This is a genomic window from [Rhizobium] kunmingense, from assembly GCF_977018605.1.
The window spans coordinates 3,685,964-3,701,403 of record NZ_CDRNXG010000001.1 but is presented as its reverse complement, the minus strand read 5'-3'; the positions used below and the strand labels follow the sequence as shown (position 1 = coordinate 3,701,403).

The 15,440-nt window shown below is 60.6% G+C and carries 18 protein-coding genes; 6 read left to right on the top strand and 12 right to left on the bottom strand.

From position 1 onward, the window contains the following. Positions 1 to 57: 57 nt before the first annotated feature. The 3 genes from AC0JZ4_RS17935 to AC0JZ4_RS17925 all read right to left on the bottom strand — a co-directional run bounded on the left by AC0JZ4_RS17935 (position 58) and on the right by AC0JZ4_RS17925 (position 5,112). A complete protein-coding gene (locus tag AC0JZ4_RS17935) occupies positions 58 to 2,229 on the bottom strand; it encodes a TonB-dependent siderophore receptor (RefSeq protein ID WP_471887667.1) in 2,172 nt (723 codons plus the stop codon). Between the two features lie 148 nt (positions 2,230 to 2,377). After that, positions 2,378 to 3,262, bottom strand: coding sequence for a helix-turn-helix domain-containing protein (locus AC0JZ4_RS17930; RefSeq protein ID WP_471887666.1), 885 nt, complete (start codon positions 3,260 to 3,262; stop codon positions 2,378 to 2,380). Between the two features lie 134 nt (positions 3,263 to 3,396). Further along, entirely contained in the window at positions 3,397 to 5,112 is a 1,716-nt protein-coding gene (locus AC0JZ4_RS17925) for an ABC transporter ATP-binding protein (RefSeq protein WP_471887665.1), read from the bottom strand. Positions 5,113 to 5,224: 112 nt separating this feature from the next. Between AC0JZ4_RS17925 and AC0JZ4_RS17920 the strand changes: the two genes are divergently transcribed. Continuing rightward, a complete protein-coding gene (locus AC0JZ4_RS17920) occupies positions 5,225 to 6,037 on the top strand; it encodes an ATP-binding cassette domain-containing protein (RefSeq protein WP_471887664.1) in 813 nt (270 codons plus the stop codon). A 151-nt stretch (positions 6,038 to 6,188) separates the two neighbouring features. On the opposite strand, the gene AC0JZ4_RS17915 is transcribed toward AC0JZ4_RS17920, so the two are convergent. The 6 genes from AC0JZ4_RS17915 to AC0JZ4_RS17890 all read right to left on the bottom strand — a co-directional run bounded on the left by AC0JZ4_RS17915 (position 6,189) and on the right by AC0JZ4_RS17890 (position 8,933). Continuing rightward, positions 6,189 to 6,971, bottom strand: coding sequence for a hypothetical protein (locus tag AC0JZ4_RS17915; protein WP_471887663.1), 783 nt, complete (start codon positions 6,969 to 6,971; stop codon positions 6,189 to 6,191). A gap of 16 nt (positions 6,972 to 6,987) precedes the next feature. Further along, positions 6,988 to 7,245 carry a hypothetical protein gene (locus AC0JZ4_RS17910; protein WP_471887662.1) on the bottom strand — a complete coding sequence of 86 codons (258 nt, stop codon included), beginning with the start codon at positions 7,243 to 7,245 and terminating at the stop codon, positions 6,988 to 6,990. 116 nt (positions 7,246 to 7,361) lie between these two features. Then, the gene (locus AC0JZ4_RS17905) at positions 7,362 to 7,793 is read right to left on the bottom strand and encodes a TIGR02301 family protein (RefSeq protein WP_471887661.1); all 432 of its coding nucleotides are present in this window, start codon (positions 7,791 to 7,793) and stop codon (positions 7,362 to 7,364) included. Between the two features lie 108 nt (positions 7,794 to 7,901). Beyond that, the gene (locus AC0JZ4_RS17900; protein ID WP_471887660.1) at positions 7,902 to 8,333 is read right to left on the bottom strand and encodes an NUDIX hydrolase; all 432 of its coding nucleotides are present in this window, start codon (positions 8,331 to 8,333) and stop codon (positions 7,902 to 7,904) included. A gap of 13 nt (positions 8,334 to 8,346) precedes the next feature. After that, on the bottom strand, positions 8,347 to 8,637 hold the full coding sequence (locus AC0JZ4_RS17895; protein ID WP_471887659.1) for an addiction module antidote protein: 291 nt from the start codon (positions 8,635 to 8,637) through the stop codon (positions 8,347 to 8,349). Continuing rightward, positions 8,634 to 8,933: a type II toxin-antitoxin system RelE/ParE family toxin gene (locus AC0JZ4_RS17890; RefSeq protein WP_471887658.1), complete on the bottom strand. Its 300-nt coding sequence runs from the start codon at positions 8,931 to 8,933 to the stop codon at positions 8,634 to 8,636. Before AC0JZ4_RS17890 ends, AC0JZ4_RS17895 begins: the two co-directional genes overlap by 4 nt. A gap of 44 nt (positions 8,934 to 8,977) precedes the next feature. On the opposite strand from AC0JZ4_RS17890, the gene AC0JZ4_RS17885 reads away from it, so the two are divergent. Genes AC0JZ4_RS17885 through AC0JZ4_RS17875 form a run of 3 tightly spaced genes read left to right on the top strand, consistent with a single transcriptional unit; the run spans position 8,978 to position 10,809 of the window. Then, positions 8,978 to 9,304: a YnfA family protein gene (locus AC0JZ4_RS17885; protein ID WP_471887657.1), complete on the top strand. Its 327-nt coding sequence runs from the start codon at positions 8,978 to 8,980 to the stop codon at positions 9,302 to 9,304. 55 nt (positions 9,305 to 9,359) lie between these two features. Continuing rightward, the gene (locus AC0JZ4_RS17880; RefSeq protein WP_471887656.1) at positions 9,360 to 10,124 is read left to right on the top strand and encodes an SOS response-associated peptidase; all 765 of its coding nucleotides are present in this window, start codon (positions 9,360 to 9,362) and stop codon (positions 10,122 to 10,124) included. 58 nt (positions 10,125 to 10,182) lie between these two features. Further along, on the top strand, positions 10,183 to 10,809 hold the full coding sequence (locus AC0JZ4_RS17875; RefSeq protein ID WP_471887934.1) for a LysE/ArgO family amino acid transporter: 627 nt from the start codon (positions 10,183 to 10,185) through the stop codon (positions 10,807 to 10,809). 8 nt (positions 10,810 to 10,817) lie between these two features. Here AC0JZ4_RS17875 and AC0JZ4_RS17870 read toward each other — a convergent pair whose 3' ends face one another. The 3 genes from AC0JZ4_RS17870 to AC0JZ4_RS17860 form a co-directional block, all read right to left on the bottom strand. Continuing rightward, the gene (locus AC0JZ4_RS17870; RefSeq protein WP_471887655.1) at positions 10,818 to 10,955 is read right to left on the bottom strand and encodes a hypothetical protein; all 138 of its coding nucleotides are present in this window, start codon (positions 10,953 to 10,955) and stop codon (positions 10,818 to 10,820) included. Positions 10,956 to 11,138: 183 nt separating this feature from the next. Further along, complete coding sequence (locus AC0JZ4_RS17865) at positions 11,139 to 11,951, bottom strand: CDP-alcohol phosphatidyltransferase family protein (protein WP_471887654.1); 813 nt, start codon at positions 11,949 to 11,951, stop codon at positions 11,139 to 11,141. Between the two features lie 22 nt (positions 11,952 to 11,973). Next, the gene (locus tag AC0JZ4_RS17860; protein WP_471887933.1) at positions 11,974 to 12,672 is read right to left on the bottom strand and encodes a phosphatidylserine decarboxylase; all 699 of its coding nucleotides are present in this window, start codon (positions 12,670 to 12,672) and stop codon (positions 11,974 to 11,976) included. 333 nt (positions 12,673 to 13,005) lie between these two features. Between AC0JZ4_RS17860 and AC0JZ4_RS17855 the strand changes: the two genes are divergently transcribed. After that, positions 13,006 to 14,493, top strand: coding sequence for a methyltransferase regulatory domain-containing protein (locus tag AC0JZ4_RS17855; protein WP_471887653.1), 1,488 nt, complete (start codon positions 13,006 to 13,008; stop codon positions 14,491 to 14,493). A 662-nt stretch (positions 14,494 to 15,155) separates the two neighbouring features. Further along, positions 15,156 to 15,416 carry a hypothetical protein gene (locus AC0JZ4_RS17850; RefSeq protein WP_471887652.1) on the top strand — a complete coding sequence of 87 codons (261 nt, stop codon included), beginning with the start codon at positions 15,156 to 15,158 and terminating at the stop codon, positions 15,414 to 15,416. Positions 15,417 to 15,440: the final 24 nt, after the last annotated feature.

Here is a 15,440-nt window from a genome sequence, read left to right as displayed (position 1 = left end):
CGGGCCTTCCTTATAAGCTTGAGTTTGGTTGTCAACTTACCGTTTCGGGTGAGGGGATTACCAGACCTTGCTAAGTTTGAAGCCAACGGTACGTGCGTCGCCGTAGCCGCAGAAATAGGCCGTGTTGCAGGCTGCCACATATTCCTTGTCGAACAGGTTGGTCACGTTAAGCGAGGCCTTCCAGTCGTTCTTCTCGTAGCGTATGCCTGCGTCGAATACGGTCGCATCACCAACCCGCAGCTGGTTTTCATCGTCGGCCCAGGACTTGCCACGATACCTGACGCCTGCACCGAGACCGAGTCCTTCGAGCGCGCCCTCGGTCACCGTATAGTCGAGCCACAGGGCTGCCTGCGAATTCGGTACCGTTGCCGGATCGTTGCCTGTCAAGGCCGGGTTCAGCGCATTGTCGGTGAATTCCAGATCTGTATAAGAAGCCGAAGCTATCACTTTCCAGTTCTGGTTCACGTTGAACTTGCCTTCAAGTTCCACGCCGCGGGAGCGAACCTCGCCGAGCTGTCGGCTGGAGGTGTTGCCTGGCGTCGAAACTGTGTAGTTCTGCTTGTCTATCTGGAAAGCGGAGGCCGTCAGAACGCCGTCCATCCAGGTCGGCTCGTACTTGACGCCGATTTCGTACTGCTCACCTTCTTCCGGCTTCAGGACGCCGTCGTCGCTGGAGCCAACAAGCGGGCTGAAGAAGCTGGCGGCGCTGATATAAGGCGTAACGCCATTATCGAATTCATACGCGAGACCTGCACGACCGCTCCATGCCGTATCCGAAAGCTCGTATTGGGACGGGATGGTTCTCAGGGTATCAAGATCACTTTTGATGTAATCGAAACGACCGTTCAGGGTTGCGATCCAGCCGTCGCCGAACTTGATCTGGTCCTGTACATAAACGCCGAGCTGATTGATTTTGAATTTCTGATGGGTATACGGCGCAAGCGTCGGGAGCGGAAACTCGAAAGGCCCTTCACCGGTGCTTTGATCGGTCGCCGATCCAGCATACTGATTGTTGTCCAGACGATAGTAGCGATAGTCGATACCGGCCATGATCTTGTGGTTTGCGCCACCGAGATCGAATTCGTTCTCAATTCGGTTGTCGACGTTGAACGAGTTAGCCTTCGACCGTACGTCGTCGGCATACATGAAAAGCGTCGAATCTGTCTGGTTGAATTCGAACGGGTAAATCTGACGCTCGCGCTTGTCGAGATTGGCAAAGCGCAGGTTCTGCGTGAACTTCCACCCACCTTCGAATTCGTGCTCGAACTCGTAGCCAGTCATAAGCTGTGTCGCACGGCCGATATCGAAATCTGCATTGCCCAGATAGATGTCTCGATCAAATCTGCCGAAACCGGGGCCGGGAACGACGGTGCCGACGTAGGGTAGGAGGCCGTTGGATGTGTGGGTCTGGTCAATATGGCTAGCATAGGCCCAGACGTTGAGGCTGGTCGCATCGTCTGGCTGGATTGTCACCTGCGGCATGATAAAGCCGTGGATATCTTCCTGCTCGTCAGAATAGCCGTCGCCACCCGAAAGCTTACCCGTCAGGCGATAGCTTGCCGTGTCGCTGCCGGGCACTTTGTCAGACAGGTCGAAGGCACCGTAGCCCGCGCCGTTGCTGTCCACGCCGAGTTCCGTGTAGAAATAGGGCTGATCGGTCGGCTGCTTGCGAACCATGTTGATGACGCCGCCGGCATTGGCGCCGCCGAGCAGGACCGAAGCCGGTCCTTTCAGCACTTCCACCCGCTCAAGCATGAAGGCGTCGACCTGGAAATTGCCGAACGCGTGATTGGTGAGCGCCAGATTGTCGAGAAATAGACCGGTCTGGCTGGCATTGAAGCCGCGCACATAGATCCAGTCGGTGTCCGGATCGGAGCCGTAAGGCTGAGCAAATACGCCGGGCGTGTAAAGCAAGGCCTGGTCGACCTTGTCCACGACGCCGCGGTCCGAGAGCTCCTCGGTGCCGATAACCGACACGGACTGCGGCACTTCATTCAGCGGCGTGTCCGTCTTGGAACCCGTCGTCGTCTGCTTTGCCACATAGCCGCGCACCGGGCCGGTGCCGCCCTGTTCGCCTTCGCCCTGCAACACGATCGGTGCGAGCGTCGTGCCGGTCTGCGCCTCGGCGGCGTCCTGTGCCTGGGCGGCCCAGGAGACGGTCAGGCTGATGGCGGCGACGCCGGCGTAAAGGCTGGCCCGCGCAACGGAAGAGTTGATCGATCTTTTCATTCTTTGCCCCACTCGTGCCGCTATCCCATGCGGCATGTAATAATAAGATGAGTGGTTAACTCAGATTTCACTTATTCGCTTGTTCTGATGTGCGGCACTTGAATGATTTTGGGCAAAGTTCACGCCTTTGCGCATCTGCCCGTATCTTTTACGCCGACTGTGACTTTTTCCATTGCGACGGCGCGATCCCGACATGCTTGCGGAACACGCGGGTGAAGTGCGCGTGGTCGGAAAAGCCTGTCTCGGCGGCAATTTCCGTCAGCGGCTGCTCGCCGGACTTGATCATGCCCTTGGCGCGTTCCAGCCGCGCGTTCATCTGCCATTCGTGCGGCGCCATCCCGGTAGAAGCCTTGAACGAATGGGAGAAATGCGATTGCGACAGGCCGGTCACCACCGCCAATTCTTCCAGGCGGATATTGCGCAGGCAATGCTGCTCGATAAAGTCCTTCGCCCGCTTCAATTGCCAGGGAGCGAGCGTGCCGCGCCTGCGCGGTTCTGTCTTCGCCAGTTTCAACACGTCGATCAGCAGTGCTAGCGCCAATCCGTCGCCATAGAGATCGTGCAGCGGGTCGGGATTGGCAATCTCGCTGGCGATCAGTTCGGCCAGCGCCATGATCCGCGTGTCGGCAAACAGAAGCTGTGGCGCGTTGAGGCGGCGCGGGTCGAGATCGTCACCGAGCCTTCGGCTCATCGCGTCGGTCTCGAAATGGATGTCGAGATGGCGGACGGACTGGACGTCCTTGATATCGACCCAAAGGTCCATCTCGGCGGGTATGTAGGAGATCGGGCTGAGCGCGCAGTCCTGCGGTCGCCCGATGTCGCTCGCCGTCCGCTTTACGGAAGGCCGCCCACGTCCCTTATGGTCGAGCAGGATGAACAGGCGCGGGTCGCGAGCGATGTAATAGCCGCCGGCATAGCTGGCGCATTCCACGTCCCACAGATCGGCGGTAATGCCGTTCCAGTATCGCCGGCGCAAACCGCCGATGACGGAAAACCCCTCGATCTGGTTCGCCATGCGTGGCTGAAACGTCATGCTTCCGACCCCGTTGATCCGCACCCTGGATGATCGCCGTTTAAAACTTGCATCGTTTTATCAAGTTTCAAGCAATCATTCAACTGTCGCGAATCGCTTCGCAGGATCGGGCCGGCGAAGTCTTCGGTTCAAATTTATGCCCCGGCTTGAACCGAATGCAGGCGGTGGTACGCGCCACCCTTTGCGACAAGTTCCTGATGCGTGCCTTCTTCGAGTATCCCGGAGCCGTCGATGACGACGATACGGTCGGCGCCGCGGATTGTCGCAAGCCGGTGGGCGATGATCATCGTCGTGCGGCCGACGGCGAGTTCCGACAGCGACCGCTGGATTGCCCGCTCGGTCTCGGTATCGAGCGCGGAGGTCGCCTCGTCGAGGATCAGGATCGGCGGATTTTTCAGGAACATCCGGGCGATTGCCACGCGCTGCTTCTGGCCGCCGGAAAGCTTGACGCCGCGTTCGCCGACAATCGTGTCGAGCCCGTGCGGCAGTTCGGCGATCATGTCCTCCAGCCGTGCCTGGCGGGCCGCCGCCAGAATGTCGGCATCGCTCGCGCCAAGGCGGCCATAGGCGATGTTGTCACGCAATGTGCCGCCGAACATGAACACGTCCTGCTGCACGATGCCGATCTGCTGGCGCAGCGACGTTTTCGTCATCTTGCGGATGTCGATCCCGTCGATCGAGATCGAGCCGCCGTCGACATCGTAGAAGCGCGGCAGAAGCGAACAGATCGTCGTCTTGCCGGCGCCGGACGGGCCGACAAAGGCGATTGTCTCGCCCGGACGGATCGACAGGCTGACATCCTTGAGGATCGGCTTGTCCGGGCTGTAGCCGAAGGAGATGTTGCGGTATTCGATTTCGCCCTTGAGGTGGTCGACCGTGACGGCATCCGGCGCATCGGCGATATCCGGTTCGGTATCGACAAGCTCGGTGAAGCGGCGAAAACCGGCAATGCCCTTCGGATAGGTTTCGATGACCGAATTGATCTTCTCCACCGGGCGGAAGAAGACGGCGACGAGCAGCAGGAAGCCGATGAAGCCGCCGGCGGTCAGTTCGCCGTTCAGCACGAAATAGGCGCCGGCCACCATGACGATCATCTGTGTCAGGCGCATGCTCATGTAGCTGAGCGAGGTGCTGGCGGCCATGATCTTGTAAGCTTCCAGCTTCACCCGGCGGTAGTTCTGGTTGTCGGTCTCGAACAGGGTCCGTTCATGCGTCTCGTTGGCGAACGCCTGGACGACGCGCATGCCGCCGACATTTTCCTCGATACGGGTGTTGAAATCGCCGACGCGCTCGAACAGCTTGCGGAAATTGCGGCTCATCCGCGCGCCGTAGCGGCTCGTCACCCACGCCGTCAGCGGCACGACGAGCGCGGTGATCAGCGCAAGCTTCCAGTTGACGGACATCATCAGCGCCAATGCCCCGATAAAGGTCATGATCGCGATGAACAGGTCTTCCGGCCCGTGATGCGCCACTTCGCCGATCTCTTCCAGATCCTTGGTCAGCTTGCCGACCAGATGGCCGGTCTTGTTGTTGTCATAGTAACGGAAGGACAGTTTCTGCAGGTGGTTGAACGCCTCGCGGCGCATGTCGGTCTCGATATTGATGCCCAGCATGTGGCCCCAGTAGGTAACCACCACCATCAGACCGGTATTCACCGCATAACAGAGAAGCAGACCGGCGGATGCGAGCGTGATCAGAAACCATTCCTGGGTCACGAGCAGCCGGTCGACGAACAGTTTTACCGCCATCGGAAAGCCGAGTTCCAGAAGTCCGGACAGCACCGCACAGGAAAAATCGACGATGAACAGGCCCTTGTAGGGGCGGTAATAGGCGAAGAAACGGCTGAGCATTGCAGGATCTCTGAAAGGCTTGGGGGAGGGCGTTGTTGACCGCCTGCGATAAATTGGCCAAACATGACCCGCGTCCTCCATATTCGAAAATACGCCTCCACGGAAAGACCCAATGCTGCAAAATGTCCCACAAAACGCCGTGGATGTTGCCGTTCCGCTTCTCGCCCTCAAGGATGTGACTTTCGCGGTCGAAGGCCGCACGCTTCTGCATCCGTTGACGCTGGACCTTCGGTCCGGCCGCTCGATCGCGCTGATCGGCCATAACGGCTCGGGAAAATCGACACTGCTGAAACTGCTCGGCCGCCAGCAGCTTGCGTCCGGCGGCACGATCACCTTCGAAGGCAGGAAGCTGGATGACTGGGCCAACCGCGATTTCGCCCGCCGTCTTGCCTATATGCCGCAGCGCACGCCGGCAGCACCCGGCATGCTGGTCAGCGAGCTGGTGGCGCTCGGCCGTTACCCCTGGCACGGCGCGCTCGGGCGTTTTGGTGCGGAAGACAAGCGCAAGGTGGACGAGGCGATCGAACTGACCGGCATCGGCAAGTTCGCGGATCGCATGGTCGACAATCTGTCGGGCGGCGAGCGCCAGCGCGTCTGGCTCGCCATGCTGGTGGCCCAGGATGCGAGCTGCCTTCTGCTCGACGAACCGATCTCGGCCCTCGATATCGGCCACCAGCTGGAAGTGCTGGCGCTGACGCAGGACCTGTGCCGCGAGAAGGGCATCAGCATCATTACGGTACTGCACGATATCAACATGGCGGCACGCTTCTGCGACGAGATTGTCGCGCTGCGTGGCGGCAAACTGATCGCCCACGGCACGCCGGACGAGATCATGGATACCGACGCGCTGATGCGCATCTATGATGTGAAGATGGATATACTGCGCCAGCCCGGAAGCGAACGCCTGATCGCGATGGCGCAGTAGACAGAAAAGGGTTCGGCCATCACGGCCTATCTTCTGATCGCCTCGGTCTTGCCCCGAGGCTCCAACCATGTCGAAGCGGTTGCGGCGTCGCAGATGCTCGGGACAAGCCTGACAATCAAGTCAGATAGGCGGAAAAGTGCGGTAAGCTGGCTCAATCGCCGCCGTTCATAAATTTCCACTGGCCGTCTGGCGAAATGCCGATGCGGTAGAAATTGTAATTTCCCGTCTCTTCCATGCCCATCAGGTCGCCGGCGGTGACGATGCGCAGCAGCTCCACCCGTTCCGGCGGCGTGAGAGACGCAAGCGGCTTGCCGGTGAAATAGGGCCAGACATAGGCCTCTTCCGGCGTCCCCTTGTCGAGATGGGCGGCACCGGTTGCGAGAATGTCGAGCATGATGGCGAGGATTTCCTGGCCTTCGGGGTCGCCGGAAAAATTCTTCAGCGTATCGATCGGGTCGTCGCTTTCGCCGTTCATGATCTGCGGCGGCTTGAGCGTGCCTTCGATCAGCGGGCGCAGCCGCTCTATATCGCCGGACGCTGCCGCTTCCACCATCCGCTCGCGCAATTGCTTGACGGGTTCGGGAAGTGTGGACAGGTCGCGGATGATCTCGGCATTGACCGGTTCGGCGGGTTTTGCCTCGGCGGTGCCGATCGGCGCGGCGTCGGTCGCGGGGGCCTCGTCTTCGGTATCCTCGTTCTCTGTCGCCGGCTGTTGTGTACTGTCGCTTTCAAGCGCCAGACCGGGACGCGTCGTGCCCTCGAACGCTTGGTCGAGCGGCGCGCCATCCTGCGCCTGATCGACGATGCCGTCGCTTTCGACAGCAGTCGTCAGGCGGCCGTCGGACAGCGCCAATGCATTCGGCACGATGACGAATGTTGCCGCCGATGCCAGCAGCCAGATTGAAAATGTCTTGTTCAGTGTTGCGTTCCGCATGGGGAAGCCGGCTTTTTTACTGGATGCTGCGTTCTGGAGAGAACTCGCCTGCCAGGATGCGCTCGCGCAGCGATTCGAGCATCGCCTCGGCATTCTGCTCGCCGTGCAGGCGGATCGTTTCGCGAATGGCGAAGACGAGCGCCGCGTCGGCGATGATTTCCGGTTCGATCCCGTCCGCGCGGCCATCTGCCCAGGCATCATTCTGGTATTCGAGGGCGACCTGCATCTTCTCGTGAACGATCATGTCATCGATTTCGTTGCGGGCTGACTGCATACTGACTTTCCTCGGTGCCGGCTGGTGAAGACCGGTTTGATTACTGCGCCGTTAAGAACTTTATCAGCCTTTTATCAAAACGACACGGGCTGAGGGAAAAAGAGGTAAATAATCCGCTAATTTCCGAAACGCGAGGCGATTTCGCTGGCAAGTGTTGCGCCTTCGTGACGGTAGCGCTCCTCGGCGGTGCGCGCCGCCGCCGTGCAGGTGCCGTGAACGGAAGCAAACGAGCGGTAGCCGCGATTGTAGGCCGCCGTCAACCGCTCCCGGCGCGCCGCTTCGCTGGCAGCCTCGGCATCCAGCAATTGCCGCATGGATGTGCGCCAATCTTCCTGTGGAACACCGCAAAGCGAGCGCAGGTAGCTGATCGATCCGAGCACTTCGGCAAGCCTGAGCAGTTGTCCGTCATAGGGCGCCGGCTTGTTTGATTCGCCGGCGGGTGCCGTTGCGGCAGGCTCGGCCGCTGCCGGTTTTCTCGACGTCTGCGCGGCAACCGGCAAGGTGAGGGCGGCAAACAGGGGCAGGGCGATGATGGCTGCGGATTTCAAATGCTTGCATTCCTCTGTTCAGGCTCCGGCCCGAATTGTCTGGTTCGGCCCGAAACGTGTTCGCACCCGCATGTCTGATTCGGCGCTGCTGCGGCCAAGATCATTCTATCATGGTGAGCCGCCCGATGCCGCGGAAAGCCGTTCGGCGCATTCGAGTACGCTCGGCGGGCAGGGGAGTGCGCGGATTTCCTCAACCGTGTACCAGCCCGGATCGGCGGCATCATCCGCGGCAACCGCCTCGACATCCTCATCGGCTTCCACGCGGAAGACGGAAAGGTAGAAATGCCGCCGATCTTCGCCGGCGGATGTCCGCTTGCCCTTGAGGTTGTAGGTGGCGAAGAGAACGGGATTGCGCGCCCGGATGCCGGTTTCCTCGAAGAATTCGCGAATGGCGGTCTCCTCCGGTGTCTCGCCGGCTTCGGCCCGCCCGCCCGGAAACGCGAAGAGATCGGCGGAAGGCGGATTGAGCCGACGGATCAGAAGATAACGGCCATCCCGTTCGAGAATGGCGGAGGATGCGGCTTGGGGGGATGTGGGCATGGGGCGGGGTCCGTTACTCGGCAGCATGCGGGACGATGGTCAGGTCATAGCCGATCGCGCGGATGACCTTGATTATGGTGGCGAATTCGGGATTTCCGCCTTCGCTCAGCGAACGGTAGAGATTTTCCCGCGAAAGCCCTGCCTCCTTGGCAACCCAGCTCATGCCGCGGGCCCGCGCTATTTCCCCGACTGCTGCTGCGATCAATGAAGGATCGCCATCCTCGAATGCCGCCTCAAGAAACAGGGCGATCTTCTCGTCGCTGTCGAGATGTTCGACGACATCCCATTTCTTCGTTGCCGTCATCTCTCATTCTCCAAATTGGTCGCCAGCGTTTTGGCCAGGGCGATGTCGGCAGCCTGGCCCGACTTCGTTCCACCGCAGAGCAGTATCACCAGCACGTCGCCGCGGATGACGAAGTAGATCCGATAGCCCGGACCATAGTCGATCCGCATTTCGCTGACACCGTCACCCACAGGCTTCACATCGCCCGGATTGCCGATTGAAAGACCAAGGATACGCACATTGATCCGCGCCTTCGCCCGTTCGTCCCTGAGACGGGAAAACCATCTTGCGTAGATTTCGGTTTCCCTGATCTCCATTCCATGAAATGTAGCTTTTACGCTACAAATCAGCAAGAGATTCCATGAAAACCTATCTCCTCTATGCCTTTGCCGCCCTGGCCGAAATCGCTGGCTGTTTTGCCTTCTGGGCGTGGCTGAAACTGGACAAGTCGGTGTGGTGGCTGGCGCCGGGCATGCTGTCGCTCGCGGCCTTCGCCTGGGCGCTGGCGCTGGTGCCGGCGGAAGCGGCGGGGCGGGCCTATGCCGCCTATGGTGCGATCTACATCGTTGCTTCGGTTCTCTGGCTGTGGCTGGTCGAAAGCCGCTCGCCGGATCGCTGGGATGTTTCGGGTGCGGCGATCTGCCTGATCGGCGGTGCGGTCATCCTCTTCGGCCCGCGCAGCGCCTGATCTGTCGGCACGCGGCTGCTTGACCCTTTGCCGGGCCGATGCCATCTAGATCCGCATGTGCGGACGCTATGCCCTGACCCAGACGCCGGACGAAATTCTCCAGTTCGTCAGCGTCGTCGATTTCGAGCCAGATTTCCCGGCGCGCTTCAACATCGCGCCGACGCAGCCGATTCTGGTCGTGGCGCAGGCGGATCGCCAGCCTGGCTCCAACCTGCCCGAACGCCGTGCACTGCTGGCCCGCTGGGGCCTTATCCCCGGCTGGGTGAAGGACATGAGGGACTTTCCGCTTCTCATCAATGCCCGCTCGGAAACGGCGATCGACAAGGCGTCTTTTCGGGCCGCCATGCGCCATCGCCGTGCGCTGATCCCCGCTTCCGGCTTCTACGAATGGAAGCGGCCGCCCAAGGAAAGCGGTGAGCGGTCGCAGACCTACTGGATCAGGCCGAAGGACGGCGGCGTCATCGCCTTTGCAGGATTGCTGGAGACCTACACATCGGGCGACGGCTCCGAGGTCGATACGGCGGCGATCATGACCACCAAGGCCAACCGTGCCATTCGCGGCATTCATGATCGCATGCCGGTCATCATCCGCCCGAACGATTTCGACCGCTGGCTCGAATGCAAGACGCAGGAGCCGCGCCAAGTGGCCGATCTCCTGAAACCTGTCGAGGACGATTTCTTCGAGGCGATCCCGGTGTCGGATCTGGTCAACAAGGTTTCCAACATGGGGCCGGACGTGCAAAAGCCGGTGGCGGTGGCGACACCTGAGGACAAGCCGCCGAAACCCGGCAAGGACACATCCCAGATGTCGCTGTTCTGATCCACCGTCTCCCGCCACCCCGCCCGTTTTCTGTCCCGGAATTCTCCATACCATGAACATCCTGTCCGCCGGACTGTCCGGCTTTGCCCTTGGCGGCTCGCTGATCATCGCGATCGGCGCGCAGAATGCGTTCATCCTGCGCCAGGGGCTGATGCGTCGGCACGTCTTCGTGCTCTGCCTCATCTGCGCGTTGTCGGATGCATTGCTGATCGCCGCCGGCGTTGCCGGCATGGGCACGCTCATTTCGCAGTCGAAAACGCTGATCCTGCTCGTCACCTTCGGCGGCGCGATCTTTCTGGGAAGTTATGCGGCGCTTGCCTTCAGGCGGGCAGCAAGTCCGGTTGCCATGGTCGCCGGCTCACCGGAGGGGCTGCCGTTGAAGGCGGCGGTGCTGACCTGCCTTGCCTTCACCTTTCTCAACCCGCATGTCTATCTCGATACGGTGGTACTGCTCGGCAGTCTTTCGGCAAAGTATCAGGGGAGTGACCGCACCGCCTACGGGGCGGGCGCCATGGTCGCCTCGTTTGTCTGGTTCTTCGGTCTCGGCTACGGCGCCCGTCTTCTGGCGCCGGTCTTTGCCAGACCCGCCGCATGGCGGGTGCTCGACGGCCTGATCGGCCTTGTCATGAGCGCATTGGCGCTCGGTCTTCTGTGGAGCGGCGTGAGCCAGCTTTCCGCCAGTTGACGGCGTAATTAACGGATCGGGGCGAGCTTCGGCTTGCGCTTCAGCATCATCGCGGCGGCGGCAACCGCCTTCAGCCCGATCGGGCGGTAGTGCGCGGTCATGTCCGGCTTGGGTTCGGTCTTGCTGGTCTTTGCGTTGTCGCTCACGGTCTCGTCCTCATGGAATCCCCACCCGCTTTTTGCGGGCGCCGGCAATTCACCGGCAATAGAGGCGGAATAAAGGCTTATTCCGAGGTTTTCGATGAGGTCAGTCTACGCGGGACAACTTGCCGCAGGCTGTGGCTGCAACGCAGCAAATTCAGTGCGTTGCAGCAGGGTTTCGCAAGCCGCTCAGAGCGGCGTCGTGTCGTCTTCTATGGTGATCGTGCCGTAGCGGCGATGCCATGCCCTTGCACTGAACGGCAGTACGCAAAGATAGGCGATCACGGTGATCGACAGCACTTCCCAGGTAAAGCTCATCAGCAGCGCCACATAGGCGACGACGAGAAGCAGGATCGGGAACATCAGGTCGCGGCGGATCTTGCTCGACTTGCCCGACCACACCGGCAGGCGCGAGACGAGCAGATAGCCGATCAGCAGCGTGTAGGCCACGCTGGCATAGACGAAGAACGGCGTCGGCTCTACGCCGAGGAATCCGAGATAGACCGGCAAAAGCATCAGCATCGCACCCATCGGAGCGGGCACGCCGACGAAGAATTCAGATTGCCAAGGCGCCTTGATGCCGCGGTCTTCCATCACGTTGAAACGCGCCAGACGCAGCCCGGCGGCGATTGCGTAAAGAAGCGCTGCGATCCAGCCCAGCGATTTCGCGCCATCGAGCAGGAAGGCATAGGAGACGAGGGCAGGGGCGACGCCGAAATTGATGATGTCGGCGAGCGAATCCATCTGCACGCCGAATTTCGACGTGGCCTTGAGAAGACGGGCGATCCGCCCGTCTATCCCGTCGAGGAAGGCCGCCAGCAGCACCATGGCAACGGCCAGCTCGTAGCGCCCTTCGAAGGCGAGCCGGATGCCCGTCAGGCCGGCGCAGATGGCGAGAACCGTGATCAGGTTCGGCACCATCAGCCGGATCGGGATTTCCCTCAGGCGCGGTCCGCGAGCCTCGTCGGTCGGGCGGTTCGGCTCGGTCGGGGGGACATCCATGCTCTTTTCCTCCTGTTATGCGTCAGATACGGCGGCCGAGGGCCGGGCCCTTGGTCGAGCCGAATTCGGCAAGCACCGTTTCGCCGCCGACGGCGCGCTGGCCGATCGTTACGCGCGGCTGGCCGCCTTCCGGCACGAACACGTCGAGGCGCGAACCGAAGCGGATGAGGCCGAAGCGTTCGCCGGCATTGACCGGCTCGCCGGGCTTGACCCAGCAGACGATGCGGCGGGCGACGAGACCGGCGATCTGCACGACGCCCACCTTGCCGTGGCGGCTTTCGATGACGAGGCCGTTGCGCTCGTTATCGGAGCTTGCCTTGTCGAGTTCGGCATTGACGAACTGGCCTTCGCGATACTCGATGACCTTGACCTCGCCCTTTACCGGCGCGCGGTTGATATGGCAGTCGAAGACATTCATGAAGACCGAGATGCGCAGCATCGGCTCGTTGCCGAGACCGAGCTCGACAGGCGGCACGACCATGGCGACATGGCTGATGCGGCCGTCTGCGGGGCTGACGATCAGGTCGTCGTCCTGCGGCACCATGCGCTCGGGGTCACGAAAGAAATAGGCGCACCACAGCGTCAGCACGAGGCCGATCCAGAACAGCGGTTCGGCGAAATAGCCAAGGATCAAGGATACGACGAAGAAGATCGCAACGAAGACATAGCCTTCCTTGTGGATCGGCACGAGCGTGTTGCGGATGGTGTCGAAGAGGTTGATCAAGGGTTTCTCCTGAATGTCGATCCGGCACTGACTACAGAAAAACCGATTTTTCGGCAAATGGTTGCGCATGTGGAAGTGACCAATGTCGGTATTTGCTGCGGCGTTATCCCCGATGAACACGCTGATGTGACCGTTGGAGGCCTAAGTTTGGCAAGGGATGGCGCCGCGGGCGACTGACGAATCGCGGCGATCGCCGTTAAGGAATTTTCCGGGAGACCCATCAACCGGGCGGCGTTTCGGGCCGCACGCAAGCTGAAGAGATATACTTTGAGCCATTGGACATCCGGCTATGTTGACGGCCTAGATTACACGCATGGATTTTATCGCGGATTGACACCCACTATGATGGCGCTGTCGGCCCTCTCGAAGGGCCGCAAGTTCGGCCCGTCGCTGGATGGATTGAACTATTGCGAACTGGGCTGCGGACAGGGCTTCTCCGTCAATCTTCTGGCCGCCGCCAACCCCGGCATCCAGTTCTATGCGAATGACTTCAACCCGGCGCATATCGTCGGAGCAAAGGCGCTGGCAAAGGATGCCGCGCTTACCAATGCTCATTTCTATGAGCATTCCTTCGCCGAGCTGGCCGATGAGCCGACGCTGCCGGCGGAAGGTTTCGACATTATCGCGCTGCACGGCATCTACAGCTGGATCTCGGAGGAAGCACGCCGGCAGGTGGTCGATTTCATCCGCACCAGGCTGAAGCCCGGCGGCATCGTCTATGTCAGCTTCAACACCCTTCCGGGCTGGGCCGCAGCCATGCCGCTGCGCCGCATTCTGGTCGATCATGCCGGACGAACCGGCGGTCCGATTTCCGAGCGTATCGGCGAGGCGCTGAATTATGCCGAAGGCATGATGAAGGCCAATGCCGGCTATTTCCTTCACAACGCCGCCTTGCCGGCGCGTTTGACGGCCATGATGCCGATGTCGCGCAATTATCTGGCGCATGAATATTTCAACCGCGACTGGACGCCATTCTACTTCGAGGATGTCGCAGCCGAGCTTTCGGCCGCCAAGCTCAACCACGTCGGATCGGTCAATCTTCTCGACCATGTCGACGAAATATCGCTGACCGACGAACAGTTGGCCTTCCTCAACCAGGAGACCGATCCCGTGCGCCGCGAAGGCCTGCGCGATTTTGTCGTCAACGAGCAGTTCCGCTCCGACATCTTCATCAAGGGCGCGCTGCCTCATACCTTTCGCAGCAGCGTTGCGGTCTGGCTCGATACGCGCTTCGCCCTGTCGACGCAGCGCGATCAGGTCTCGACCACGGTCAAGGGGCGTCGCGGCGCCACCGAGCTCTACGAGCATATCTACAAGCCGATCCTCGACGCCTTTGCCAGTGGACCGAAGACGGTTCGCCAGCTGCTGGGCGAGCCGACTGTCGGAGCTGCCGTCAGCTGGGATCAGCTCAGCCGTGCGCTGATCGTGCTCGTCGGCGCGCGCTGCCTGCAGCCCTGCCTGCCCGAAGAGGGCGAGGACGAGCGTCTGGTTGCCTGCCAGGCCTTCAACCGCGCCGTCTGCCGCCGTTCGGAAGAAAGCGACGACCTGCAGTTTCTCGCGTCCCCGGTTACCGGCGGCGGCGTCGAATTCGACCGTTTCGAGCAGCTCTTCCTTCTGGCGATCTCGGAAGGCCACAAGGAACCTGCCAGCTGGCCGGGCTTTGCCTGGTCCATTCTTGCGCCGCAGGGCTACAAGCTGTTGAAGGACGGCAAGCCGATCGAGGGTGCCAAGGGCAATGTGGAGGAACTGACGGAACGTGCCGAACGGTTCCAGGCCACCAAACTGTCGATCTGCGCCTCACTCAAGATCGCCCTCTGAGCGATTCGCGTTCGAATTGAACGGGATGGCTGTGGTCTTCTGCAGCCATCCTCTCGCAACCGTTACAGGCCGGGGTTGTGGATAAGGTCCCGCTCGGGCAAGCATCCGTTAGTCATTTTGGCGAAAATCCGCCCAAAACGTCTAAAAACCGGGCGATTTCACATAACTTTCATATGGCTGGGGCAGTAGGGCCTGACTTATATCAAAGTCAAAGCGGCATGCCGGGTTTATTCTTTGCAAAAACCTTGGTTAAATAACCACTGGTCTCGCTTGACCCCGGAATGGAAGGGCGTTGAATGGATGTATTCGGATGCGTACCCGGAGCGGCGATCGTCATCGCGGCGGTTGTCTATGCGGTATGGAGCCAACGGCGCTACCGCGCCCGCAATCGTTTCAAGTCCTCCCGGCATTAGCCGGTACGAGATGGTGACGAGCCTAGGCATGCGTCCTTCCGCATTGCCCCTGATACAAGCCCGACCATGATCGATGGCGGGCTTAGGGTCCACCGATCCGACGTGCGGCTGATTGAGCTACAGCCTTTCTCCGCGCATTTTTCGCCTCAGACGCGCATCTGCCGTATGGCAAATGCCCCGTTTCGGCCGCAGTTTTGCAATCTGTCTGTAGTCCGCAGCGTGTAGAGGTTTTGGTCAAGGAGCCAAGCCATGCAAAGCGAACTGACCCTGAACGACGTGCTTTCCGACCCGATGATCGCGCTGTTGCGTGAGGCAGATGGCATTTCCGCCGTCGAATTCGAGCGGTTTCTCACCGCCGCCTCGCAAGGCCTTGTCAATGCATCACCAGCAAGGCATCCGGTGGCCGGCATCGCGCAGGTTCTAGCTGCCAAAAGCCAGCCCGCGCCGTCGCCCGACATTGTCCCGACGGGGATGATGCCGAGGGCGAGCGAGCCATGTCTTTTCTGCTGAGAACCAGCAATCCTGAATTCATCC

What these genes read in the sequence shown, in the direction of transcription:
- AC0JZ4_RS17935 (WP_471887667.1), bottom strand. Translation starts at nt 2,229, where the DNA reads ATGAAAAGATCGATCAACTCTTCCGTTGCGCGGGCCAGCCTTTACGCC.
- AC0JZ4_RS17930 (WP_471887666.1), bottom strand. Translation starts at nt 3,262, where the DNA reads ATGACGTTTCAGCCACGCATGGCGAACCAGATCGAGGGGTTTTCCGTC.
- AC0JZ4_RS17925 (WP_471887665.1), bottom strand. Translation starts at nt 5,112, where the DNA reads ATGCTCAGCCGTTTCTTCGCCTATTACCGCCCCTACAAGGGCCTGTTC.
- AC0JZ4_RS17920 (WP_471887664.1), top strand. Translation starts at nt 5,225, where the DNA reads ATGCTGCAAAATGTCCCACAAAACGCCGTGGATGTTGCCGTTCCGCTT.
- AC0JZ4_RS17915 (WP_471887663.1), bottom strand. Translation starts at nt 6,971, where the DNA reads ATGCGGAACGCAACACTGAACAAGACATTTTCAATCTGGCTGCTGGCA.
- AC0JZ4_RS17910 (WP_471887662.1), bottom strand. Translation starts at nt 7,245, where the DNA reads ATGCAGTCAGCCCGCAACGAAATCGATGACATGATCGTTCACGAGAAG.
- AC0JZ4_RS17900 (WP_471887660.1), bottom strand. Translation starts at nt 8,333, where the DNA reads ATGCCCACATCCCCCCAAGCCGCATCCTCCGCCATTCTCGAACGGGAT.
- AC0JZ4_RS17895 (WP_471887659.1), bottom strand. Translation starts at nt 8,637, where the DNA reads ATGACGGCAACGAAGAAATGGGATGTCGTCGAACATCTCGACAGCGAC.
- AC0JZ4_RS17890 (WP_471887658.1), bottom strand. Translation starts at nt 8,933, where the DNA reads ATGGAGATCAGGGAAACCGAAATCTACGCAAGATGGTTTTCCCGTCTC.
- AC0JZ4_RS17885 (WP_471887657.1), top strand. Translation starts at nt 8,978, where the DNA reads ATGAAAACCTATCTCCTCTATGCCTTTGCCGCCCTGGCCGAAATCGCT.
- AC0JZ4_RS17880 (WP_471887656.1), top strand. Translation starts at nt 9,360, where the DNA reads ATGTGCGGACGCTATGCCCTGACCCAGACGCCGGACGAAATTCTCCAG.
- AC0JZ4_RS17865 (WP_471887654.1), bottom strand. Translation starts at nt 11,951, where the DNA reads ATGGATGTCCCCCCGACCGAGCCGAACCGCCCGACCGACGAGGCTCGC.
- AC0JZ4_RS17850 (WP_471887652.1), top strand. Translation starts at nt 15,156, where the DNA reads ATGCAAAGCGAACTGACCCTGAACGACGTGCTTTCCGACCCGATGATC.